This is a genomic window from Microbacterium sp. OVT16B (genome assembly GCF_019969705.1).
In the GTDB taxonomy this organism is placed as follows: domain Bacteria; phylum Actinomycetota; class Actinomycetes; order Actinomycetales; family Microbacteriaceae; genus Microbacterium; species Microbacterium natoriense.
Genome location: NZ_JAHXZA010000001.1, coordinates 3,502,180 through 3,523,958 on the forward strand (window position 1 = coordinate 3,502,180; position 21,779 = coordinate 3,523,958).

Consider the following 21,779-nt stretch of genomic DNA (forward strand, 5'->3'; position numbering starts at 1 on the left):
GCCCCTCTCGTCATTTCATGAGGAGTTGTGAACGCGACGCGGAGGTCACTCCCCGCGTTCGCGCAGCTCCCGCCGCGTCAGCTGCGGTGCGTGCGGCAGTCCGTCGGAGGTCGCGGTGGCGGTCGCACCAGCGGATGCCGCGTCGGACTCCCCGCCGACTCCGGCCGCCGCGGGCGTCCCGCCGACTCCGGCCGTCACCAGCTCCCGGTCGCCGCCGGCCGCGTCGGCATCCGGGCCCGCCTTGCGCGCCCTGCGACGCTCCTTCGCACCCTCGACGAGGTTGTACAGCGTCGGGAGCACGATGAGCGTCAGCACGGTCGACGAGACGAGTCCGCCGATCACGACGATCGCGAGCGGCTGCGAGATGAAGCCGCCGTGCCCGGTGATGCCGAGCGCCATCGGGATCAGCGCGAAGATCGTCGCCAGCGCCGTCATGAGGATCGGGCGCAGACGCTTCTCGCCACCGGCCATCACCGCCTCCGCGGTCGACAGCCCCTTCTCCCGATACTGGTTGACCAGGTCGATGAGCACGATCGCGTTCGTCACCACGATGCCGATGAGCATCAGAACGCCGATCAGGGAGGCCACGCCGAGCGGCACCCCGGTGATGATCTGCAGCAGGATCGCACCGGTCGCCGCGAACGGCACCGACACGAGCAGCAGCAGCGGCTGACGCAGTGACTTGAACGTCGCCACCATCACCACGTACACGATGAGGATGGCCGCGAGCATCGCGAGGCCCAGCTGCGAGAACGAGTCGGCCTGCTGCGTCGCGACGCCGCCGACCTCTGCCGCTGCGCCGTCGGGCAGGTCCACCGCGGCGAGCGCGGCCGAGACCGAGGCGGTCGCGACGGCGAGGTTGTCGGATGCCGGGGGCACCGTCACGGTGGCGGTGCGCTTGCCCTTCTCGGTCGTGATCGAGGTGGGGCCGTTGCGCTCCTCGACGGTCGCGATGTCCTGCAGCTGCACGATGCCGGCCGGGGTCGGGATCGCGAGCTCCTTCAGAGCCTGCGCCGTCGTGGGCGGCTCGGGCGCCGCGATGTACACGGTCAGCGCGGTGTCGTCGATCTCGACGGATCCGGCCTGCTGCGGACGCATGGTGTTCGACACGATGGTGCCGACGGCGACCTCGGAGAGACCGCGCTCGGCCGCTGCCTGACGGTCGACGACCACGGCGAGGTACGGCAGAGCGGCGGCGAGGTTGTCGGTCACCTGTCCGACGCCGTCGCGCCCCTTGATCTCGTCGACGACCGCAGCGGTCGCCTTCTCGAGGTCGGCGGAGTTCGACGCGGTGACGGAGACCTCGATGTCGCTCGACCCGAGACCGGCGGATGCCGCGACGGCGACGTCTCCGACGTCCTTCAGACCGTCGATCGACTTCTGCACCTCGGCGCGCAGCTTCTCCTGATCGGCGTCGCTGTCGGTGAGCACCGAGAACGTCACTCCGGCGCCGCCGGAGAACGCGTCGCGGAGCGCCGATCCGCTGGAGCCGATCGAGGCCTGCACGTGGGTGATGCCGTCGATGTCGAGGAGGGCCTTCTCGACCTTCATCGCCGCGTCCGACTTCGTCTCGAGGCTCGCGGTCGGGCCGAGATCCTGCGTGACGGTCATCGTGTTCTGGCCGGAGTCGCTGAGGAAGTTGACCTTCATCAGCGGGGCCGCGGCGAGCGTGGCGCCGAGGACGACCACCGCGATGATCACGGTGATGCCGGAGTGCTTGAGCGTCCAGCCGAGGATCGGCCGGTACGCGCGCTGCAGCCGCGTCGGAGGAGCGTCCGGGTGCTCGGGGTCGATCTGCACGCCCTGCTCGTCGAGCAGCGGCTTGCCCGGCCGGAGGAACCAGTAGGCCAGAACGGGCACGATCGTGAGGGCGACGAGCAGCGATGCGACCATCGCGATCGTCACCGTCATGGCGAAGGGTCGGAACAGCTCGCCGACCATGTCGCCCACGAAGACGATCGGCAGGAACACCGCGACGGTCGTGATGGTGGATGCCGTGACGGCCGCCGCGACCTCGCGCACGGCGAGACGGATGGCGTCGCCCTTGTCGGCGTCTCCGACGTAGTGGCGCTTGATGTTCTCGATCACGACGATCGAGTCGTCGACCACGCGCCCGATCGCGATGGTGAGCGCGCCGAGGGTGAGGATGTTGAGCGAGTAGCCGAACGCCTGCAGCCCGATGAACGTGATCAGCACGCTGGTCGGGATCGAGATCGCGGTGACGAGCGTCGACCGGATCGACAGCAGGAACACGAGGATGATGATCACGGCCATGACGAGGCCGAGGAGTCCCTCGGTGGCGAGGGTGTCGATCGACTGCACGATGAACGGCGCCTGATCGAACACGATCGTGAACTTCGCGTCGGGGAACGCCTCCTTGATGTCGTCGAGGGCGGCGATCACACCGTGCGAGACCTCGACGGTGTTGGCGGCGGGCAGCTTCGTGATCGAGATGGAGAGTGCGTCCTTGCCGTCCACGCGCGAGATCGAGGAGACGGGGTCGTTCTCCTGCACGACGGTGGCGACCTCGCCGATGGTCGTGTCGGTGCCCACGAGCGGGAGTGCGGCGATCTCGTCGACGGACGTGATCTTCGCACCGGTCTGCACGGTGAGGGTCTGGCCGTTCTCGGTGATGTCGCCACCGGGGAAGAGCGTGCCGTTCTGCTGCAGGGCGGAGCTGATCGCCTGGGTGCTCTCGCCCGCGGCGGCGAGCTTGAGGAGGTCCGGGGTGATCGTGATCCGCTGTCCGACGCCGCCGACGATCTGCGCGGCGTTGACGCCCTTGACGTCTTCGAGCTTCGGGATCGCGACGCTCTGCAGCTCGGCCTGGGCGTTGTCGGCATCCGCGAATCCGGTCACGGCGACCTGGATCACCGGGAAGTCGTCGATCGACACCGACAGCACCTGCGGGGTGACGTCGTCGGGCAGCGTGGAGGAGATGCGGTTGATCGCCTGCTGGATCTTCTGCTCCGCGGTCGCCAGGTTCGTGCCGTAGGTGAACGTCGCCTGCACGATCGAGGCGTTCGTCGTGCTGGTCGCGGTCGTGCCCTCGAGCCCCGGGACTCCCTGGATGGCCGACTCGATCGGAGTGGACACGTCGTTCTCGACCACCTCGGGCGATGCGCCGGGGTACGTGGTCATGACCATGAGGTTGGGGAGCTCGAGAGAGGGGATGAGCTCCTGTTTGAGGTTCGTCAGCGCGAGGCCGCCGAACACCGCGGCGACGATCGTGATCAGCGCGATGAGCGCGCGGTTCTTCAGGCTCAGGACGGCGAGTTTCGACAAGGCGGTTCTCTCGGTTAGGCGGATGCTGCGGCTGGTGTCAGGATTCCGGCGAGGGCGTCGCGGATGAGGCCCTCGTCGAGCGGTTCGTCGTGGATCTGGGCGTGCCAGAGTACGCCGTCGATGAAGACGGCTGCTGCCCTGGCTCGGTCCGTACCGTGAACGGGTGCGATGAATCCGACCACCTCGTCGGACCAGTGCCGTGCGAGTTCGCGCACGCGGGGATCGTGGACGGCCGCGGTGACCACCGCGCGGTCGGCCTGCACGGCGCGCGCGTCTTCGAGCCCCTGATGGATCAGGTGCGCGAGACCGGCGGGGGTGACGCCGTCGGCGACGACGGCCTCGCGCGTGATCTCGATGCGCTCCTCGACCTCGGCGACGAGCGCGCCGAGGGCCGCATCGCGCAGGTCGTCGAGCGTGGCGAAGTACTGGGTCGTGGCGCCGAGGGGCACTCCGGCGCGCGCGGCGACCTTGCGGTGCGTGACCGCGTCGACCCCGATCTCGACGATGAGCTCGGCGGCGGCGGTCACGATCTCGCGACGGCGCGCCTCAGGGTCGCGTCTGCGGCGCGTTCCCTCGGTCATCCGAACCCCCTGTACGTGCGTACATGTACGTTTGTACAGTTTCGGATTGTGAGGACCCTGGGAGCCCCGGTCGACAGCACACCCGGTCGTTGAGCGAGGGAGCGCAGCGACCGAGACGAAACGCCCGGGGGCTACGCCACCTGGCCTCGTTCGAAGTAGGCGACGAGGTCGGGATCGAGCGCGGGGACCTCGATGGCCGAACCGTCACCGCGGAGGGACTGCGTGGCGAGGATGCCGGCGGCCACGGCCTCACGGGCCGCGATCGGCGATGTCTCGGTGAGCCCGCCGTCGCGCACGAACCGCAGGAACTCGGCCACGAGCAGCGCATCGGCGCCGTCGTGTCCGGCATCCGGCACCTCGGGGACGATGAACGTCTCGTCGGCGTCAGCGGCGCCGCGGTGGCGTCGGTTCCACAGCCTGACCTCGCTGCCCGCGGTGTCGCCGAAGTTCTCGATGCGCCCCTCGGTGCCGATCACCGTGTAGTTGCGCCAGTAGTCGGGCGTGAAGTGGCACTGCTGGTACGAGGCCATGATGCCGCCGGTGAGCCGCATGTTGACCATCGAGATGTCCTCGACGTCGACCACCGGGTGCAGCCCGGTGAGCGAGGCGGGGGGCCAGTTGTCGAGGCTGAACCAGTCCGGCATCCGCTCCCCCGTGCGCTCCCGGCGGTCGGCGATGTCGCCGTACACGCTGAGCTCGCCCATCGCCGCGACCCGCTCGGTGTAGGCGCCGGCGAGCCAGTGGATGATGTCGATGTCGTGCGCGCCCTTCTGCAGGAGAAGGCCCGTGGTGCGCCGACGGTCGGCGTGCCAGTCCTTGAAGTAGTAGTCGCCGCCGTGCCCGACGAAGTGACGCACCCACACGGCCTTGACGTCGCCGATCCGCCCGTCCTGGATGAGGCCGCGCATGAGCGTGATCACGGGCATGTGCCGCATGTTGTGGCCGATGTAGAGGCGGCTGCCGGTGCGGCGGGCGGTCTCCAGCATGGCGTCGGCGTCGGCGAGGTCGATCGCGAGCGGCTTCTCGCAGAACACCGCGACGCCGGCTTCGAGCGCGCGGATGCTGAGCGCCGCATGCGTGTCGTCGGGGGTCAGCACCATCACGGCGTCCACTCCCGAGGCGAGGAGCTCGTCGAGGGAGTCGGTCACGAGAGCGTCGGGGACGAGGCGGCGGGCGTCGTCGCGGGCGCGCTCCGACGGGTCGCAGATCGCGGTGATGCGCGAGCCCTCGCCGGGCCGCTGCACCTCCTCGCGGAGTGTGGCGCGCGCGCCGAAGCCGATGATGCCGATCTTGAGATCCACAGTGGTCCTTCTGAGAGTGATGCGGGCTGAGGCGCGACGCCGTCAGCGGGTTGCCGGGGCGTCGAGGTCGGTCGACCCGCCGGGGAAGAGCGACCATTCGAACTCGTGGAGCCGGCCGGGCCGGTCGTCCACGCCGAGAGCACGGTCGATGATGATGCGGGCCTGCCGCTCGTAGAAGTCGGTCGGGCCGACGGTGGTGAGCGTGGGGGCGATCAGACGCGCGTCCGGGGTGTTTCCGACGCCGATCACCGCGACGTCGTGGGGCACGCGCAGGCCCAGCATGTGGGCCGCGTTGATCGCCGCGATCGCCGCGAAGTCGGTGGTGGCGTAGATCGCGTCCGGCCGGTTCTCTCCGGAGAGGAGCCGCACGGCCGCCGCGAAGGCGCTGGCCTGCGTCTCGGCATAGGTCTCGACCCAGCGCGGGTCGACCTCGATGCCCGCCGCGGCCATCTTCTCGACGTACGGCGTGTACCGCGTGACCTGCGTCGGCGCGAGGCGCACGGCGCCCTCCGCCGCGAGGCACCCGATCGCCGTGCGCCGCTCGAGGAGGTGGTCCATGGCGATCTCGCATCCGGGGATCGCGTCGGAGCGCACGACGTCGAACCCCTGCGGCTCGAGGTGCTCAGAGAAGACGACCAGCCGCTGGCCGCGGCTCACCAGATCGCGCAGCTTCTGCGTCGCGGCCTCGTCGAGGCCGACGCCGTCCAGGTAGGCGACGTCGCTCTCGACGCGGTCGAGAGCCGCATGCCAGTCGCCGTCCGCGAGGATCAGCGTCGTGAGGCCGTGCCTGTTCGCCTCGACGTTCACGGCATCCGCCACCGCCAGCGACCACGGGTCGCTCAGCATGTGCAGAGACAGCTGCACCATGCCGCTGCGACCGGTGCGGATGGCCCGCGCGGCGCTGTTGGGACGGTAGTTGAGCTCTTCGGCGGCGGCGAGCACCCTGGCGGCGGTCGCCTCGGCGGCGCCTGCCCCCGAGGCGCCCGCACGTCCGGACAGCACGTACGAGACCGTGGCCGTGGAGACCCCAGCGCGCTCCGCCACCATCCGCAGCGTGGGGCGGCGGGAGTCGTTCTTCGTGCGCGCCATGCGTCAGCCCTTCGATCCGCTGAACGCGATGCCCTGGATGAACTGCCGCTGCAGGATCATGAAGGTCACGAGCATGGGCAGGGTCGCCAGCAGCGAGCCGGCCATCAGCACGGGGTAGTCGGTGCCGTGGATGCCGACGAGCTGCGAGAGCCCCACCGACAGCGGCATCTTGGCCGGGTCGGTCGTCACGATCAACGGCCAGAGCAGATCGTTCCAGGACCACAGCACAGTGAACACCACGAGAGCGATGATGCCAGGCTTCGCGAGCGGAACCATGATCCGCCAGAAGGTCTGCCACGGATTCGCGCCGTCGATGCGCGCCGCCTCTTCGAGTTCGGCGGGCATCGACATGAAGAACTGGCGCATCAGGAAGGTGCCGAAGGCGCTGAAGATGCCGGGCACGATCAGCGCCTGCAGGGTGTTGAGCCAGCCGAGTGACTGGACGATCTCGTACTGCGGCAACAGGTAGAGCTGCGAGGGGACCATCAGCACCGACAGGAACACGACGAACAGCGCGTTGCGACCGGGGAAGGGGATGCGGGCGAACGCGTACCCCGCCATGGTGCACAGCACGACCTGTCCGACCGTGCGGCCGACCGTGAGGAGCACCGAGTTCAGGAACATCTGCGCGAACGGCATCGAGTCGAAGACCTCGGCGAAGTTCGTGAAGACCCACTCCCTCGGCAGGAACGACGGCGGAACCTGCACCGAGTCGGACAGCGTCTTGAACGAGGTCAGCAGCTGCCAGATGAACGGGAACACCATCAGCACGGCGCCGACGAGCAGCACGATGTGCACGGCCCAGAGGCCGGGGTTCTTCGGCTTCCCGACGCGGCCGCTCGCACGGCCGGCCGGTGCGCCGATGACGGCGCGGGTGTCGAGCGAGACGTCACTCATAGTGCACCCACCTCTTCTGCAGACGGAACTGGACGACCGTGAGCAGCAGGATGATCACGAGGAGCAGGAAGGCGATCGCCGCGGCGTACCCGCGGTCGTTGTCGAGGAAGCCCGCTTCGTAGAACAGGTAGACCACGGTGCGGGTGTTCGGCATCGCCGGGTTGCTGCGGCCGAGCATCATGTAGATGAGGTCGAACACCTGCAGCGCGCCGATCACGCTGATCACGCTGACGAAGAAGATCGACGGCGACAGCAGCGGGATCGTGATGGAGAAGAACTTGCGCACGGGGCCGGCCCCGTCGAGGTCGGCCGCCTCCATGATCGTGTCGGGGATGCCCTGCAGCCCCGCGAGGAAGATCACGATGTTGGTGCCGAGCCCCGCCCAGATGCCGACGACGGCGATCGCGACGAGGGCGGTGTTCGGGTCGGTGAGCCAGCTGCGGCCGTCGATGCCGATCGCTCCGAGCGCCGCGTTGAGCACTCCGTAGTCGCCGTTGTAGATCATGCGCCACACCAGCGCGATCGCGGCGGGCATCGTGACGACGGGGATGAAGTACAGCGTCCGGTAGGCGCTGCGCCCCTTGAGCCCGGTGGTGTTCAGCAGGGCCGCGATCGCGACGGCCAGGGGGATGCCGATGAGGGCGATGACCGTGTAGATCGCGGTGTTGCGGAGGGCCCCGATGAGCTCGGGGTCCTGGAAGAGACGGGCGTAGTTATCGATGCCCACCCACTCCGAGCCCCCGAAGGGTCCCGACTTCGTGAACGAGATGATGAGGGTGCGCACGGTCGGCCACAGGTAGAAGACCGCGATGCCGAGGGCGGTCGGTCCGATGAAGACCAGCGCCCACCAGGGGGAGGCCCCGGGGTTGCGCCGTCGGCGGCGGATGCCGGGGCTGGGGACCGCCGGCATCCGCTCTTCCGACGTGCGCGCGTGGGGCGCGACGACGCTCATGCGCGGCTACTTCTGCTCTGCGTCCAGCGCGGCCTGCATCTTCGCGGCGAGGTCCTTGAGGCCGGCCGCGGGCGTCACGGCGCCCGACCAGACCTGCGACAGGATCTCGCTCTCGATGCTCGTCCACGCCGACGTGTTCTTCGAGACCGGGTAGGGCACCGCGGTGTCGAGGGCGTCGATGTAGACCTGCAGGTCGTACTGCGGCAGGGCGTCGACCCAAGCCTGCTGGGTGCCGTTGAATGCGGGGATCACGGTGCCGGTCTCGGCCTGGATCTTGGCGGCCTTTTCACCGGAGGCGAAGGCGGCGAACTCCTGGGCCTCTGCGAGGTGCGCGCTCTTCGCGTTGGCGACGTTGCCGACGCCGTGGATCACGCTCTGGTTGCCCTCGGGGCCCGCGGGGAGCGGTGCGACGTTCACCTTCGCACCGATGTCCTTGTTGTCGGCGTAGGCGATCGCCGCCCAGGAGCCGTTCTGGAACATCGCGACCTTGCCGGAGAGGAAGAAGTCCTCGGGGTTCGTGTCGGTCATCTGCTGCGCCGTGGGAGACGACCCGGCCTCGATGAGGTTGGTCCAGAGCTCGATGCCCTTGAGCGCCTCGGCCGAGCCGTAGCCGCTCTTCGTGCCGTCGGCCGAGATGACCTCGCCGCCCGCCTGGGCGATCGAGTTGTAGTAGTTCTCCTGGCCGTACTGGCTGGCGGCGACGCCGTACTGGCCCTTGGACGGGTCGGTGAGCTTCGCGGCGGCGGCCGTGAAGTCGTCCCAGGTCCAGCCCGCGCTCGGGTACGCGACCCCGGCGGCGTCGAAGAGCTCCTTGTTGTACCAGAGGGCGACGGTGTCGAAGTCCTTCGGGGCGCCGTAGAGCTTGCCGTCGTAGGTGTAGAGGTCGATGAGGCCCTGCGGGTAATCGGAGGCGTCGATGCCCGAGTCGTCGAGGGGGGCGAGCTGCCCGTTGGATGCGTACAGCTGGAAGTTCGGGCCGTTCATCCAGAACACGTCGGCCGCGGATCCGCCGGTCGCCGCGGTCTGGAGCTTGGTGAAGTACTCCTTGTACGGCGTGACCTGGATGTCGATCGTGACGTTCGGGTGCTCCTTGGTGAACGCCTTGGCGATCTCCTCCATCGCGGGCTTCTGGTTCTCGTCCCAGATCCCGTAGCTGAGGGTGATGTCGCCGCCCGACGATCCGGAGTCGCCCCCGGTCGAGGGCGAGCACGCGCTGAGCGCGAGGACGGCGGCCGCTGAAGCGGCGAGGGCGCCGACGGTGCGGCGGGGAAGGCGAGCCATGGTGTCTCCTTTGACGGTGCGTGGGTGCGCGGGGGTTCGGGTTTCTGGACCCGGGCGAAGAGGTCTGTTAATCGATTAGCAGTTAAACGATTAGCAAGAATGTACCCGGTCACGCGTCACGAGCGCAACCATCAGTTGCAGGGACCCCGCCCTCGGCATCCCCTCCTGCCGCCGACGCCTCACCCGGCAGGCGGGGCATCGAGCAGGAAGAGGAGGGACGGCGGCGCTAGAGGGCGGCGCCGAGGGCGAGGCCGAGAGCGGCGGCCAGGAGGCCGAGCAGCAGCATGCCGATCGCGTTCAGAGCGGATGCCGGGCGCTCGCCGTCGCGCCACAGCGCGACCGTGTCGAGCATCGCCGTGCTGAACGTCGTGTAGCCGCCGAGCAGACCCGCCCCGAGCAGGAACGCCTGGTCGGGGAGAGCCGAGGTCACGAGCCCGAGGGCGAAGGAGCCGCTGAGGTTCACGACGAGGATGCCCCACGGGAACCGGCGTCCGGCGAACCGGGCGACGCCGAGGTCGACGAGGTAGCGCAGCACCGCTCCGACCCCTCCGGCGAGCGCCGCGGCGGTGAACATCAGCGGGTTCATGCGGCGACTCCTGCGCGGGGTCGGCCCAGCCTGAGCCCGAGGGCGACCGCCGCGACGCCGAGCACGAGGGATCCGGCCGCGTACGCGAGTGCCGCGAGCGGAGCATCCGTCCAGAGCTGGACCGTGCCCGTCATGAACGCACTGTAGGTCGTGAAACCGCCGAGCACGCCGGTGCCGAGGAGCAGCCGCAGATCGGTGGCGTGCGGCAGCCGCGCGGTGAGGATGCCGATCAGGAACGCCCCGACGACGTTCGCGATGAGCACCGGGAGGACACCGGCATCCGTCAGCAGGAGTCCGAGCGCGAGCCGTGCCGCCGTGCCCACGGTGCCGCCGAGGGCGACGAAGAACACACGGCGGAGGTTCACCCGTGCAACTGTAGTCGCGCGGACCATGGCGCGTTTCGTCTCGTCGCTGCGCTCCTCCCTCAACGACCGGGGGATGAACACCCCACCGGTCGTTGAGCGAGCGCAGCGAGACGAAACGCACCCGGCGCGGGCCCGAGTCGTACGCAGCATGAAACGTTTCGTCTCGTCGCTGCGCTCCTCGCTCAACGACCGGCGGAGCAGCGCGGACTACAGGTTCGCCTCCGCGTAGACGCGCAGCGCGTCGCGGACGAACTCGGCGCCCTGGGTGCCACCGGCCGAGGTGGCGTAGTTGGCGCCGAAGCGCGGGTCGGCGACGTACATCTCACCGAGCCCGATCACGTACGCCTTCACGTCACCGCCGGGAACCGCCGCGGGGGTGCCGGGGATGCCGGTCAGCCACTCGACGTGGCGGCGCGCGACGTCTTGAGCCTCGGCGGATGCCGGGTCGATGCCGCTCTCCGCGGCGGCGATCCAGTCGCGTCCGAGGTCGGACACGCGGCGCTGCCAGTCGGAGCGCTCGGCATCCGTCATCCCCCGCCACCAGCGGTCGCTGTCGGCGTAGGCCTTCTTGCCCCAGCGCTCCTCGACCTCGTCCTTGTACTGCGTGTGGTCGAAGCCGTCGAACATGTTCTCTGCCATCAGTTCTTCACCTCCTCTCAGTGCGTCGATGGTCGATTCGACCGACGCGATCTGCCGCGCCAGCCTGGCCTGCTCCTCGCGCAGCAGCGCGAGGTGGGTCTCGAGTGCGGACGCCTCGGCCCGCTCCTGGGCGAGCACCTGCGCGATCTGCGGCAGGCCGAGGCCGAGCTCGCGCAGCAGCAGGATGCGCTGCAGCCGCACGAGCGCCTGCTCGTCGTAGTGCCGGTACCCGTTGGACGCGATGCGCGACGGCGGCAGCAGCCCGATGTCGTCGTAGTGACGCAGCGTCCTGCTGGTGGTGCCGGCGAGACTCGCGATCTCCTGGATGGACCAGTCACGAGCGGTCATGTCACCCTCCTTCCGTGTCGATGTCTCCACGATAGAAGTTGACGCAACGTCAATGTCAACCGCACGTCAGAACCGGGATGCCGGGATGCCACACGGACAACCGAAAAACGTAACGTCTTCGACATGTCCTCGACCCGACGGGGTCGCTACGGTCGAGGAGTGACCACCACGCACCCGCTCGACCTCGCCCCCGCGCACACTCCGGACGCCTTCGCCCACGAGTTCCTGCTGAACCTGAACTTCGACCGGGGCGTGACCCTCGCCGAGTCGAGCGCGAACGACCGCTATCTCGCCCTCGCCCACACCGTGCGCGACTATCTGATGGCCCGTTGGCTCGACGATCTCACCCGTCAGAAGCAGACCCAGGCCAAGGGCGTCTGCTACCTCTCGGCCGAGTACCTGCTCGGCCGCCAGCTCGACAACAACCTCCTCGCCGGCGGACTCACCGACATCGCCGCGCAGGCCCTCGACGGACTCGGCCTCAGCCTCGATGAACTCCGCGGCCACGAGGTCGAGCCTGGCCTCGGCAACGGCGGGCTCGGCCGCCTTGCCGCCTGCTTCATCGACTCGCTGGCGACGCTCGGCGTGCCCAACATCGGCTACGGCATCCGCTACGAGTACGGCATCTTCCGGCAGACGTTCGTCGAAGGTCAGCAGGTGGAGCAGCCGGATGCCTGGCTCGCACTGGGCTCGCCGTGGGAGTTCGCCCGCCCTGAGGATGCGCAGACCGTCTCGTTCGGCGGACGCACCGAGAAGTACGACGACGACGGCGTGACCCGCTCCCGCTGGATCCCCGCGTGGAACGTGCAGGCCGTGCCGTACAACTACATGGTCCCCGGCTTCGAGAACGGCCGCGTGAACACCCTCCGCCTGTGGAGCGCGGTCGCGACGAACGCCTTCGACCTGCGCATCTTCAACTCCGGAGACTACGAGGAGGCCGTGCGCGCGCAGACCTACGCCGCGAACATCTCGAAGGTGCTCTACCCCGAGGACTCCACCCCGCAGGGCAAGGAGCTGCGCCTGCAGCAGCAGTACTTCTTCGTGGCGGCATCCATCCACGACTTCCTCGACAACATGCTCGCCGAGGGGTACGACCTGAACCGGCTGCCCGAGCGCGTGATCTTCCAGCTCAACGACACCCACCCGGTGATCGCGGTGCCCGAGTTCATGCGCGTGCTGATCGACGAGAAGAAGCTGGAGTGGGATGCCGCGTGGGCGATCACGCGGCAGTGCTTCGCGTACACGTGCCACACGCTGCTGCCGGAGGCGCTCGAGGTCTGGCCGGTCGAGCTGCTCGGCAGGCTCCTCCCGCGGCATCTGGAGATCATCTACCGCATCAACGAGGAGTTCCTGGATGCCGTGCGCGAGCGCTACGGCGACGACGAGCTCCGCATCCGCAACATGTCGATCATCGCCGAGCATCCGGTCAGGTCGGTGCGGATGGCGTACCTCGCCACGGTCGCCGGAGCACGCGTGAACGGCGTCGCCGAACTGCACTCGCAGCTGCTGCGCGACAAGGTCCTCTCCGACTTCAGCGACTTCTACCCCGAGAAGTTCACGAACGTCACCAACGGCGTCACGCCGCGGCGGTTCCTCCGGCTCGCGAACCCCTCGCTCTCCTCGCTCATCACCGAGACGATCGGCGAAGGCTGGGTGACCGATCTGGAGCGCCTGCGGGAGCTGGAGCCCTTCGCCGACGACGCGTCGTTCCTCGCACGGTTCGCCGAGGTCAAGGCGGCGAACAAGAGGCGCCTGGGCGAGGTGCTGCGTGAGCGCGACGGCGTCGACGTGAGCGACGGGCACATGCTCGACGTGATGGTGAAGCGCCTGCACGAGTACAAGCGGCAGATGCTCAAGGTGCTGCACATCGTGTCGCAGTACGAAGGGGTGATCTCGGGGCGGCTCTCGGCATCCGACCTGCAGCCGCGCACCGTGATCTTCGGGGCGAAGGCGGCGCCGGGGTACGCGATGGCGAAGCGCATCATCCATCTGATCAACGCCGTGGGCTCCGTCGTGAACGCCGACCCGCGCCTCGACGGCCGCCTGAAGGTGATCTTCCCGCCGAACTACAACGTCACCCTCGCCGAGCGGGTGATCCCCGCAGCCGACCTGTCGGAGCAGATCTCCCTCGCCGGCAAGGAGGCCTCCGGCACCGGCAACATGAAGTTCGCGCTCAACGGCGCGCTCACGATCGGCACCGACGACGGTGCGAACGTCGAGATCCGCGAGCTGGTGGGCGATGACGACTTCTTCCTGTTCGGCATGAGCGAGCCCGAGGTGTCGGCGCTGTCCGACCGCGGTTACCGTCCGAGCGAGTTCTACCAGGCCGACGAGGGGCTGCGCAGGGCGATCGACCTGATCGCCTCCGGAGCGTTCTCGCGCGGAGACCGCTCGGTGTTCGAGCCCGTCGTCTCCAACCTCCTCTACGAGGACCGCTTCATGGTGCTGGCCGACTACGCCTCCTACATGACGGCGCAGGAGCGGGTGGATGCCGCGTACCGCGACGCCGACGGATGGAACCGCTCCGCCGTGCTCAACGTCGCCCGCACCGGGTTCTTCTCGTCTGACCGCTCGATCCGCGACTACATCGACCGCATCTGGCACACGCCTCCCGTGATCTGACCGCCGTCTTCCCGGTCGTTGAGCGAGGGAGCGCAGCGACCGAGACGAAACGTCCCACTTGACAGACTCGCGTTATATCGTGTTACTCTTCTTAGACGCGATATAACGCGATTCCGAACAAGGAGAAGCACATGACCGAGAAGTGGCTCATCGCCCCTGGCGAGGAACGCGTCATCGACATCGAGAACATCAGCCGACTGAAGATCGGGCTCGTCGGCGGGCAGGTCGACGTGATCGCCCACGACGAACCCGGCATCCGCATCGAGGTGCACGGCGTCACCATCAAGGACCTGCGCATCGAGTCCTCCGACGGCGAGGTCGAGATCGACCACCCGCAGCTCGGCTGGGACAACTTCCTCGAGGTGTTCCGCAACTTCGGCTCCGGCGGCCCCAAGGCCGAGGTCAGCGTGGCGGTCCCCCGTGCGATCGCCCTCAACCTCGGCGTCGTCAGCGCGGGCGCCCTCGTCTCCGGCATCCGCAACGACGCCCGCCTCAACACCGTGTCGGGCGACATCATCGTCGACACCCTGATCGGCGACCTCACCGTGAACTCGGTCTCCGGAGACGTGCAGGTGCGCGGCCTGACCGGCTCGATCAACGCCAACAGCGTCTCGGGCGACGTCGCCGCCACGGGCACGATCCGCAAGGCGACGGTCGACAGCGTCTCCGGCGCGACCCTGATCGACGCCGCGGGAGACGTGAACTCGATCAACGTGAACACCGTGTCGGGCGGCACCACCGTGCGCCTCGACGAGTCGCTCGCCGCGAACTACGTGGTCCGCTCGATGAGCGGTCGGATCCTGATCGACGGCGTCGAGCGCGGATCCTCCGGCCCCAGCAACTACACCGGCTCCACGGGCGAGCTCGCCGGCCGCTTCGTCGACCTCCGCGCCAACTCGGTGTCGGGCGGCGTCACCGTGCTGCGTCGCGCAACCGCGTCGATCGCGAACGACGAGGAGTGGGACTCATGAGCCCCGCGGTCTTCTCCCACGGCGACCTGCGCCTGTACCTGCTGTCGCTCCTCGCGGAGTCCCCGCAGCACGGCTACGGGGTCATCCAGGCGCTGACGGATCGCACCGGGGGCACGTACACCCCGAGCGCCGGCACCATCTACCCGCGACTCGCGAAGCTCGAGGAGGAGGGCCTGGTCACCAAGACCGTCGACGGCCGCACCACGATCTACGCGATCACGGATGCCGGACGCGCCGAGCTCGCATCGCGCGAGGGCGACCTCGCCGGCATCGAGGCGGGTCTCACCGACTCCGTTCGACTGATCGCGAACGAGGTGCGGCAGAGCGTGAAGGAGGCGATGAAGAGCCTCAGGGCCGACCTCGCCAGCGCCGAGCACGACGACCGCCAGGCGTCCAAGTCGCGCCCCCGCACGCCCGTCGACGACGAGCGCATCCTCAGCCGCGAGGAGATGCACAGGGCGGATGCCGTCATCAACGCGTTCCGCGCACGGGTGCGCACCGACCTCCGCACGCACATCGCGAAGGGCGGGGCCCTTCCGGCATCCGTCGTCTCCGATCTCGAAGACGGCCTGGATGCCGCCGCGAAGGGCGTGACCTCCGCCCTCGCCGGCCTGGGGCGCTGAGCGTCAGCCCCCACACTGGTCGTCGGGCGAGCGCAACGACACGGGACGCGGATCCAGCCGTACGACTGGATCCGCGTTTCGTCTCGGTCGCTCGACGGCCACAGCCGCGGCGGGCTACTCGACCCAGATCTCCTTCTGGTCGTCGGGCACCGGCTCTTCCAGCGGGACGACGAGCACCGAGCGGTGCTGCCGGTGCGCGAGCCGCGCGGCGACGGAACCGGTGAAGAACTCCCTGATCGACTCGCCGATCCCGCGCTTGCGGGTTCCGACGACGATGAGCTGGGCGTCGAGCTTGTTCGCGAGCTGCTTGATCGCGAGAGCCGGGTCGCCGACGAGCTGCCGTGCGGTCCAGGTCAGTCCCGTGCCGTCGAGCGCGGCGGAGGCGGTCGCCTGCACGGCCTCGAACTCGGCGGCTCCCGCCTCGAAGTTGATGTCGATCGGCGCCGAATGCACGTAGCCGTCGGGGTCCTCGTACGTGACGAAACGGGTCACGTCGACGTGCACGACCACGAGCGGAGCACCGAGCAGACGCGAGTACTTGACGGCCTCATCGAGGACGTGCTGTGACTGTCCGGGCTGCAGCCCGACGATCACCGCCTTTTGCAGGGCCGCGTTCTGCACGGCTTCCTCTCGTGGAGCAGAGGTGTTGTCGGTCATGAGGATCGCTCCCTTCACCAGGCTGGCCTCGGCCAGAGGGTCTTACCCGCGTGCTATTCTGAATGCTACTCTTACCGGCTTCAGGCCGGTGTCCTGAAACGCGTCGGGCCCCGTGTAGCCCGCAGCTAACTCGTGAGGGGGTCTCGCGCATGGGCCGTGGCCGTCAAAAGGCGAAGCACACCAAAATCGCCCGCGAACTCAAGTCGTTCAGTCCGTCTGTGAATTACTCGGCACTGGAACGCGAGCTCGGGCACCCGAGCGACGACTCGGAACCCGAGTACGTCGACAAGTGGGCAGACGAGTATGCCGACGAAGACGAGGACGAGCTAGAAAAGGCCTGACCGCCTCAGCTCGTCGTCTCCCCCGTGCGTTGCGCGGGGGTTTCGTCGTGCCCGGATGCCGGAGGGGATGCCGCCATCCGCGGCATCCCCTCGCCCTCCGGCGCGGTTCGAGCCCCTCGTGACCCGGCCCGTTCACGCTCCTCCGTCGCCCGGCCCGTTCGCGCTGCTCATCGCTGCACACGCTGTCGACACTTGTGCCGCCCGTACAGACTTCAGCAGCGCAACTCGCAAACCGACCGCGCGTGCGGACTTCAGCAGCGCGACCCGCGAAACCTGCCGCGCGTGCGGACTCCCGCAGCGCGACCTGCGACACCTGCCGAAGGCACGGCATCCGGCGCAATGTCAGCGCTCCCTTCCGTGCCGCGGAGACTGCATGTTTCGATTGCATTTCACAGCTTGTGAACGCAAACATTTTCTGATTTGATGTGCATGTGATCGACGCCGCCCGCGGCGCCTGGCCCCCGCCCTGGGGCGATCCGCATGAACCTGACCTCAAAGAGGAGAACAGCATGGCACTCACCCCCCGCTTCACTCGCACCGCGGCGATCGTCGCGGTCGGTGCGGTCTCGGCCTTCGGCCTCGCGGCGTGCTCGTCCGGTGACACCGGCGGCGACGCATCCGGCGAGCCGATCACGATCGAGTACGTGCACCGCCTTCCCGACGGCGACGGCATGACCAAGGTCTCCGACATCGTGAAGCGCTGGAACGACGACCACCCCGACATCCAGGTCAAGGCCACGAAGTTCGACGGCAAGTCCAGCGACATGATCCTCAAGCTCGAGACCGACATCAAGGCCGGCAACGGCCCGTGCCTCGCGCAGACCGGCTACTCCGAGGTCCCCCAGCTGTACGTCAAGGGCCTGCTGCAGGACGTCGCATCCGAAGCCAAGAAGTACGAGGACAAGTTCTCCGCCGGCGCGTTCAGCGGCATGAAGGTCGGCGACGCGATCGTCGGACTCCCGCAGGACACCGGACCCCTCGTGTACTTCTACAACGAGACCGCGTTCGCGGCCCTCGGCCTGGAGGCCCCGAAGACCCTGGACGACCTGACCGCCGACTCGGCCACCGCCGCCGCCGCGGGCAAGTACGTCACCGCGTTCACCCCCGACGAGGCGCTGAACTGGCTCGCCGGACAGTCCGCCGCCGCAGGCGACACCTGGTTCTCCACCTCGGGCGACAAGTGGAAGGTGGATGCCGAGGGCGAAGGCTCGCAGCGCGTCGCCGCGTTCTGGCAGAGCCTGCTCGACAACAAGCAGACCCTCGCGACCGAGCGCTGGGGCGAGGGCTTCACCGCCGCCCTCAACGACGGCAGCCTGATCGGCCACGTCGGCGCGGCCTGGGAGGCCGGCTTCCTGCTCGACTCGCTCGACGGCACCCCGGCCGAGGGACAGTGGCGCGTCGCGCAGCTCCCCGACTTCGGCGCAGGCGCGCTGAGCGGCCCCGACGGCGGCTCCGGCGTCTCGGTCATGAAGGGCTGCAAGAACCCCGCCGAGGCCATGGAGTTCAACGCCTGGCTCAACACCCAGGTCGACGACCTGGCCTCGCAGGGGCTCGTCGTCGCCGCCAAGGGCAGCGTGAAGACCCCCGAGAAGATGCTGCGCCAGTTCGGCGGACAGGACGTCCTCGCCGAGCTCGCGACCGCGACCGAGAACCTCAACCCGGACTTCCCCTACGCTCCGGGCTTCTCGACGCTGTCGACGATGAACGAGACCGCGGCCGCGGCCGTCGCCGGCACCGCGAAGGTGGCCGACATCTTCACCACCGCCCAGGAGACGGCCGTCGCCTCACTGAAGGACCTCGGCCTCCCGGTCGCGGAATGACCCTCGGACAAGGCATCATCTGATGATCGACGGCGGAGTGCATACCACCACGGTGCACTCCGCCGTCGTCATGAAGCGAGAGGCGAAAGCATGGTCACCGTGACCGACAGCAGGGTCATCCCGAAGACCCCGACCCCGGCATCCGCACCCGCACGACGGCGGCGCTCCGGCATCCGACGCGAAGGACTCACCGGCTGGCTGTTCATGCTGCCGTTCGCGATCCTGTTCGTCGTCGTGTTCCTGGTTCCGATCATCGTGTCGGTGCGCTCGGCCTTCTTCGCCCAGGTCCCCGCGGGCGACGGACTCTACGGCGGCGGCGAGCTCGTCGACACCTTCGTGGGACTCGACAACCTCGCCATGGCCGCGACGAACAGTGCGTTCTGGGCCGGCATGGGCAGGGTCGTGCTGTTCGCGGTGATCCAGATCCCCGTCATGATCATCGGCGCCCTCGCTCTCGCGCTGCTGCTCGACTCGTTCATCGTGCGGCGCCCCGCGCTGTTCCGTCTCTCGTTCTTCCTCCCGTACGCGGTGCCTGGCATCATCGCCGCGATGATGTGGCTGTACCTCTACACGCCCCAGGTCTCGCCGTTCCTGCCCTACCTCCCCGAGGGCACCGACCTGATGTCGCCCCAGACGATCCTGTTCTCGATGGCGAACATGACGACCTGGACCTACATGGGCTACAACATGCTGATCTTCCTGTCGGCGCTGCAGGCCGTGCCGCGCGACCTGTACGAGGCCGCGCGTCTCGACGGCGCATCCGGGTTCCAGGTCGCGATGCGCATCAAGGTCCCCCTCGTCCGCGGCGCCGCGCTGCTCGCCGTGCTGCTGTCGATCATCGGCACGATCCAGCTGTTCAACGAGCCCGTCATCATGGAGGCCGCGAACTCGTGGATGGGCAAGGACTTCACGCCGATGATGCTCACCTACAACTCGATGATGGGCGAGATCTCGCCGTCGGGCAGCGGTCCGGCATCCGCCTACTCCCTGCTCATGGCCCTGATCGCGGGCGTGCTCGCGGTCGTCTACGCACTGCTGCAGCGCCGGAAGGGTGACGCCTGATGACCACCACACGACTCCTCACGGTCGCCCCGGCATCCGCTCGCCGAGCGCGCAAGCCGCAGTCGGCGGATGCTCCGCCCCCGTCGATCGCGCCCGGCCCCCTCGCGCGGACCTTCGGCATCATCGCACTCGTCATCGCGACGCTGTACTTTCTGGTGCCGGTGTACTGGCTCATCGTCGCCTCGACCAAGAACAACACCGACCTCACGTCGACCTTCGGCTTCTGGTTCGCCGACTGGAACCTCGGCACGAACTACGACAGCCTCATGGGCTGGACCCAGGGGCTGTTCTGGCGCTGGGTGGGCAACTCGCTGTTCTACTCGGTGAGCGCCGGCGTCATCGGCACCCTGTTCGCGGTGATGGCGGGCTACGCGATCGCGAAGTTCGCGTTCCCCGGCAAGAGGATCGCGGTCGGCGTCATCATGGCGGGGCTGCTGCTGCCTGTCGCCCTGCTGACCGTGCCGCTGTACATCGAGTTCCACTCGCTGGGGCTCACGAACACGGCCTGGGCGATCATCATCCCCTCGGCGGTGTCGCCGTTCGGTGTGTTCCTCGGCATGGTCTACGCGCAGTCGTCGGTGCCGACCGAGCTGCTCGAGGCCGCGCGCATCGACGGCGCAGGAGAGGCGCGCATCTTCTTCACGATCGTGCTGCGCCTGCTCGGGCCCGCGATGGTGACGATCTTCCTGTTCATCTTCGTGGCCACGTGGAACAACTTCCTGCTGCCGCTCATGATGATCTCCAGCGCCGACCTGAAGCCCGTCACCCTCGGCCTCTACGGCATGATGAGCTACTTCTCCCCCGACAAGGGCGCGGTCATGCTCGGCGCCCTGCTCGGCGTCATCCCGCTGATCATCCTGTTCTTCACCCTGCAGCGGTACTGGCGCTCCGGCCTCGCGGCCGGCGCCGTGAAGGGCTGAGCCCCCTCCCCACGTGCGTGGCGGGGAGACCCTCCCCTCATCCCCGCCACGCCGGTTCGGGAGGAGAACGCGCGTTCGGGAGGAGAAAGCACGTTCAGGAGGAGTCTCCGCGCGGGATCCTCCTCCCGAGCGTGAGAACTCCTCCCGAAACAGCGTCCCCTCCCGAGCAGGAGTTCTCCTCCCGAGCAGGGGCTCCCCTCCCGAGCAGGAGTTCTCCTCCCGAGGGCGAGCTCGCCTCCCGAGCAGGAGCTCTGCTTCCGAGCAGGAGTTCTCCTCCCGAGCAGGGGCTCCCCTCCCGACAGGACGGATGCCGCGGCATCCGGCTCCTGTATAGTCGGGCCGTGGGAACAATATGCTCTGCGCCCGTGACGGGGCGCTTCTTCACCTTCCGCGACCGCCGCGCCTGACGGCGCGCTCGCATCCGCTCGATTGAGCGCGCCGTCCCTCCGAGACGTCATCACGCACCTCGGACGGGCGCTTCCGCATACCCGCGACCCGGCCTCTCCGTGGTGCTCCAGAACCTTTCCTTGGAGCGCTCCCATGCCTCGTTCCCTTCACGGCGGCCGCCATGAACTCGGCCAGAACTTCCTCGTCCACCGACCGACCATCGACACCGTCATCGCCCTCGTCGACGCGACCACCGGGCCCATCCTCGAGCTCGGGGCTGGTGACGGCGCCCTCACGCGCCACCTCGCGTCGACCCGCCGGCCGCTCACGGCGATCGACCTCGACGAGCACCGGGTGCGGCGCCTCGCCCGTGCCCTCCCGCACGTGCGCGTCATGCACGCCGATGCGCTGCGGCATCCGCTCGACGCGCCCGTCGTCGTCGGCAACGTGCCATTCCACCTCACGACGCCGATCCTGCGGCGCCTGCTCTCGGAGCGCCGGTGGGATCACGCCGTGCTCGTCACCCAGTGGGAGGTCGCCCGCAAGCGCGCCGGCGTCGGAGGCGGGACGATGATGACGGCGCAGAGCGCGCCGTGGTTCGAGTTCTCCCTGCGGGGGCGGGTGCCCAGCTGGGGATTCGCGCCGCGCCCCGGCGTCGACGGCGGCATCCTCACGATCACCCGTCGCGGATCGCCCCTCGTGCCGCACGCCGAGAGACGTGCGTACGAGAGGTTCGTCCGTGACGTGTTCACCGGGCGCGGCGCCGGCATCGAGAGCATCGTCAGGCGGATCGCGCCGGTGAGCGCCGCGACCGTTCGGCACGCCCTCGCCGCGGCGAAGGCGCCGCGGCGCGCACTGCCCCGCGACCTGACCGCGGCCCACTGGGCATCGCTGTGGGCGGCGGTGCGCGGCGCGCGATGACCGCCTCCCGGCGCGGCGCGGCGCGGTGCGGTGCGGTGCGGTGCGGTGCGACACGGTGGATCAAAAGTGCATCCGCCGGGCCATCCCCACCGGCATTTCTGATCCATCTTCGCGCGACGCGGGAGCGGGAC

At 68.7% G+C, this 21,779-nt stretch carries 19 protein-coding genes; 8 read left to right on the forward strand and 11 right to left on the reverse strand.

Annotation, left to right across the window (positions count from 1 at the left end; translation table 11 throughout):
- Window positions 1–45: 45 nt before the first annotated feature.
- The 10 genes from LC438_RS16515 to LC438_RS16560 all read right to left on the reverse strand — a co-directional run bounded on the left by LC438_RS16515 (window position 46) and on the right by LC438_RS16560 (window position 11,324).
- The gene (locus LC438_RS16515; protein ID WP_105676723.1) at window positions 46–3,285 is read right to left on the reverse strand and encodes an efflux RND transporter permease subunit; all 3,240 of its coding nucleotides are present in this window, start codon (window positions 3,283–3,285) and stop codon (window positions 46–48) included.
- A gap of 14 nt (window positions 3,286–3,299) precedes the next feature.
- Entirely contained in the window at window positions 3,300–3,866 is a 567-nt protein-coding gene (locus LC438_RS16520) for a TetR/AcrR family transcriptional regulator (protein ID WP_105676722.1), read from the reverse strand.
- A 131-nt stretch (window positions 3,867–3,997) separates the two neighbouring features.
- Window positions 3,998–5,167: a Gfo/Idh/MocA family protein gene (locus tag LC438_RS16525; protein WP_105676721.1), complete on the reverse strand. Its 1,170-nt coding sequence runs from the start codon at window positions 5,165–5,167 to the stop codon at window positions 3,998–4,000.
- 42 nt (window positions 5,168–5,209) lie between these two features.
- Window positions 5,210–6,256 carry a LacI family DNA-binding transcriptional regulator gene (locus tag LC438_RS16530; protein WP_223587223.1) on the reverse strand — a complete coding sequence of 349 codons (1,047 nt, stop codon included), beginning with the start codon at window positions 6,254–6,256 and terminating at the stop codon, window positions 5,210–5,212.
- A gap of 3 nt (window positions 6,257–6,259) precedes the next feature.
- Entirely contained in the window at window positions 6,260–7,153 is an 894-nt protein-coding gene (locus LC438_RS16535; RefSeq protein WP_219844632.1) for a carbohydrate ABC transporter permease, read from the reverse strand.
- Window positions 7,146–8,105 carry a carbohydrate ABC transporter permease gene (locus tag LC438_RS16540; protein ID WP_105676718.1) on the reverse strand — a complete coding sequence of 320 codons (960 nt, stop codon included), beginning with the start codon at window positions 8,103–8,105 and terminating at the stop codon, window positions 7,146–7,148. Before LC438_RS16540 ends, LC438_RS16535 begins: the two co-directional genes overlap by 8 nt.
- A 6-nt stretch (window positions 8,106–8,111) precedes the next feature.
- Window positions 8,112–9,386: a sugar ABC transporter substrate-binding protein gene (locus LC438_RS16545; protein ID WP_105676716.1), complete on the reverse strand. Its 1,275-nt coding sequence runs from the start codon at window positions 9,384–9,386 to the stop codon at window positions 8,112–8,114.
- 226 nt (window positions 9,387–9,612) lie between these two features.
- Window positions 9,613–9,972, reverse strand: coding sequence for a CrcB family protein (locus tag LC438_RS16550; protein WP_105676715.1), 360 nt, complete (start codon window positions 9,970–9,972; stop codon window positions 9,613–9,615).
- On the reverse strand, window positions 9,969–10,337 hold the full coding sequence (locus tag LC438_RS16555) for a CrcB family protein (RefSeq protein ID WP_223587224.1): 369 nt from the start codon (window positions 10,335–10,337) through the stop codon (window positions 9,969–9,971). Before LC438_RS16555 ends, LC438_RS16550 begins: the two co-directional genes overlap by 4 nt.
- Before the next feature lie 207 nt (window positions 10,338–10,544).
- Window positions 10,545–11,324, reverse strand: a complete 780-nt coding sequence (locus LC438_RS16560) for a MerR family transcriptional regulator (protein WP_105676714.1) — start codon at window positions 11,322–11,324, stop codon at window positions 10,545–10,547.
- Window positions 11,325–11,447: 123 nt separating this feature from the next.
- On the opposite strand from LC438_RS16560, the gene LC438_RS16565 reads away from it, so the two are divergent.
- The 3 genes from LC438_RS16565 (at window position 11,448) to LC438_RS16575 (ending at window position 15,540) form a co-directional block, all read left to right on the forward strand.
- Window positions 11,448–13,946, forward strand: coding sequence for a glycogen/starch/alpha-glucan phosphorylase (locus LC438_RS16565; protein WP_374197882.1), 2,499 nt, complete (start codon window positions 11,448–11,450; stop codon window positions 13,944–13,946).
- 131 nt (window positions 13,947–14,077) lie between these two features.
- Window positions 14,078–14,917: a DUF4097 family beta strand repeat-containing protein gene (locus tag LC438_RS16570; RefSeq protein WP_105676711.1), complete on the forward strand. Its 840-nt coding sequence runs from the start codon at window positions 14,078–14,080 to the stop codon at window positions 14,915–14,917.
- Window positions 14,914–15,540 carry a PadR family transcriptional regulator gene (locus tag LC438_RS16575; protein ID WP_105676733.1) on the forward strand — a complete coding sequence of 209 codons (627 nt, stop codon included), beginning with the start codon at window positions 14,914–14,916 and terminating at the stop codon, window positions 15,538–15,540. The genes LC438_RS16570 and LC438_RS16575 overlap by 4 nt, the downstream gene beginning before the upstream one ends.
- A gap of 114 nt (window positions 15,541–15,654) precedes the next feature.
- Here LC438_RS16575 and LC438_RS16580 read toward each other — a convergent pair whose 3' ends face one another.
- Window positions 15,655–16,197: a universal stress protein gene (locus LC438_RS16580; RefSeq protein WP_105676732.1), complete on the reverse strand. Its 543-nt coding sequence runs from the start codon at window positions 16,195–16,197 to the stop codon at window positions 15,655–15,657.
- Between the two features lie 149 nt (window positions 16,198–16,346).
- Between LC438_RS16580 and LC438_RS16585 the strand changes: the two genes are divergently transcribed.
- The 5 genes from LC438_RS16585 to erm all read left to right on the forward strand — a co-directional run bounded on the left by LC438_RS16585 (window position 16,347) and on the right by erm (window position 21,648).
- Window positions 16,347–16,538, forward strand: coding sequence for a DUF3073 domain-containing protein (locus LC438_RS16585; protein ID WP_045256918.1), 192 nt, complete (start codon window positions 16,347–16,349; stop codon window positions 16,536–16,538).
- Window positions 16,539–17,047: 509 nt separating this feature from the next.
- Complete coding sequence (locus tag LC438_RS16590; RefSeq protein ID WP_223587226.1) at window positions 17,048–18,358, forward strand: ABC transporter substrate-binding protein; 1,311 nt, start codon at window positions 17,048–17,050, stop codon at window positions 18,356–18,358.
- A gap of 90 nt (window positions 18,359–18,448) precedes the next feature.
- Complete coding sequence (locus LC438_RS16595; RefSeq protein ID WP_223587227.1) at window positions 18,449–19,420, forward strand: carbohydrate ABC transporter permease; 972 nt, start codon at window positions 18,449–18,451, stop codon at window positions 19,418–19,420.
- Window positions 19,420–20,340, forward strand: a complete 921-nt coding sequence (locus tag LC438_RS16600) for a carbohydrate ABC transporter permease (RefSeq protein WP_105676707.1) — start codon at window positions 19,420–19,422, stop codon at window positions 20,338–20,340. The genes LC438_RS16595 and LC438_RS16600 overlap by 1 nt, the downstream gene beginning before the upstream one ends.
- A 540-nt stretch (window positions 20,341–20,880) precedes the next feature.
- Window positions 20,881–21,648, forward strand: a complete 768-nt coding sequence (gene erm, locus LC438_RS16605; protein ID WP_223587228.1) for a 23S ribosomal RNA methyltransferase Erm — start codon at window positions 20,881–20,883, stop codon at window positions 21,646–21,648.
- The last annotated feature ends 131 nt before the right edge of the window (window positions 21,649–21,779 follow it).

Bases quoted from the DNA above. Each gene is read 5' to 3' on its own strand.
- LC438_RS16600 (WP_105676707.1), top strand. From the start codon at position 19,420: ATGACCACCACACGACTCCTCACGGTCGCCCCGGCATCCGCTCGCCGA.
- LC438_RS16585 (WP_045256918.1), top strand. From the start codon at position 16,347: ATGGGCCGTGGCCGTCAAAAGGCGAAGCACACCAAAATCGCCCGCGAA.
- LC438_RS16570 (WP_105676711.1), top strand. From the start codon at position 14,078: ATGACCGAGAAGTGGCTCATCGCCCCTGGCGAGGAACGCGTCATCGAC.
- LC438_RS16560 (WP_105676714.1), bottom strand. From the start codon at position 11,324: ATGACCGCTCGTGACTGGTCCATCCAGGAGATCGCGAGTCTCGCCGGC.
- LC438_RS16565 (WP_374197882.1), top strand. From the start codon at position 11,448: ATGTCCTCGACCCGACGGGGTCGCTACGGTCGAGGAGTGACCACCACG.
- LC438_RS16595 (WP_223587227.1), top strand. From the start codon at position 18,449: ATGGTCACCGTGACCGACAGCAGGGTCATCCCGAAGACCCCGACCCCG.
- LC438_RS16550 (WP_105676715.1), bottom strand. From the start codon at position 9,972: ATGAACCCGCTGATGTTCACCGCCGCGGCGCTCGCCGGAGGGGTCGGA.
- LC438_RS16530 (WP_223587223.1), bottom strand. From the start codon at position 6,256: ATGGCGCGCACGAAGAACGACTCCCGCCGCCCCACGCTGCGGATGGTG.
- erm (WP_223587228.1), top strand. From the start codon at position 20,881: ATGCCTCGTTCCCTTCACGGCGGCCGCCATGAACTCGGCCAGAACTTC.
- LC438_RS16545 (WP_105676716.1), bottom strand. From the start codon at position 9,386: ATGGCTCGCCTTCCCCGCCGCACCGTCGGCGCCCTCGCCGCTTCAGCG.
- LC438_RS16580 (WP_105676732.1), bottom strand. From the start codon at position 16,197: ATGACCGACAACACCTCTGCTCCACGAGAGGAAGCCGTGCAGAACGCG.
- LC438_RS16535 (WP_219844632.1), bottom strand. From the start codon at position 7,153: ATGAGTGACGTCTCGCTCGACACCCGCGCCGTCATCGGCGCACCGGCC.
- LC438_RS16540 (WP_105676718.1), bottom strand. From the start codon at position 8,105: ATGAGCGTCGTCGCGCCCCACGCGCGCACGTCGGAAGAGCGGATGCCG.
- LC438_RS16520 (WP_105676722.1), bottom strand. From the start codon at position 3,866: ATGACCGAGGGAACGCGCCGCAGACGCGACCCTGAGGCGCGCCGTCGC.
- LC438_RS16575 (WP_105676733.1), top strand. From the start codon at position 14,914: ATGAGCCCCGCGGTCTTCTCCCACGGCGACCTGCGCCTGTACCTGCTG.
- LC438_RS16590 (WP_223587226.1), top strand. From the start codon at position 17,048: ATGGCACTCACCCCCCGCTTCACTCGCACCGCGGCGATCGTCGCGGTC.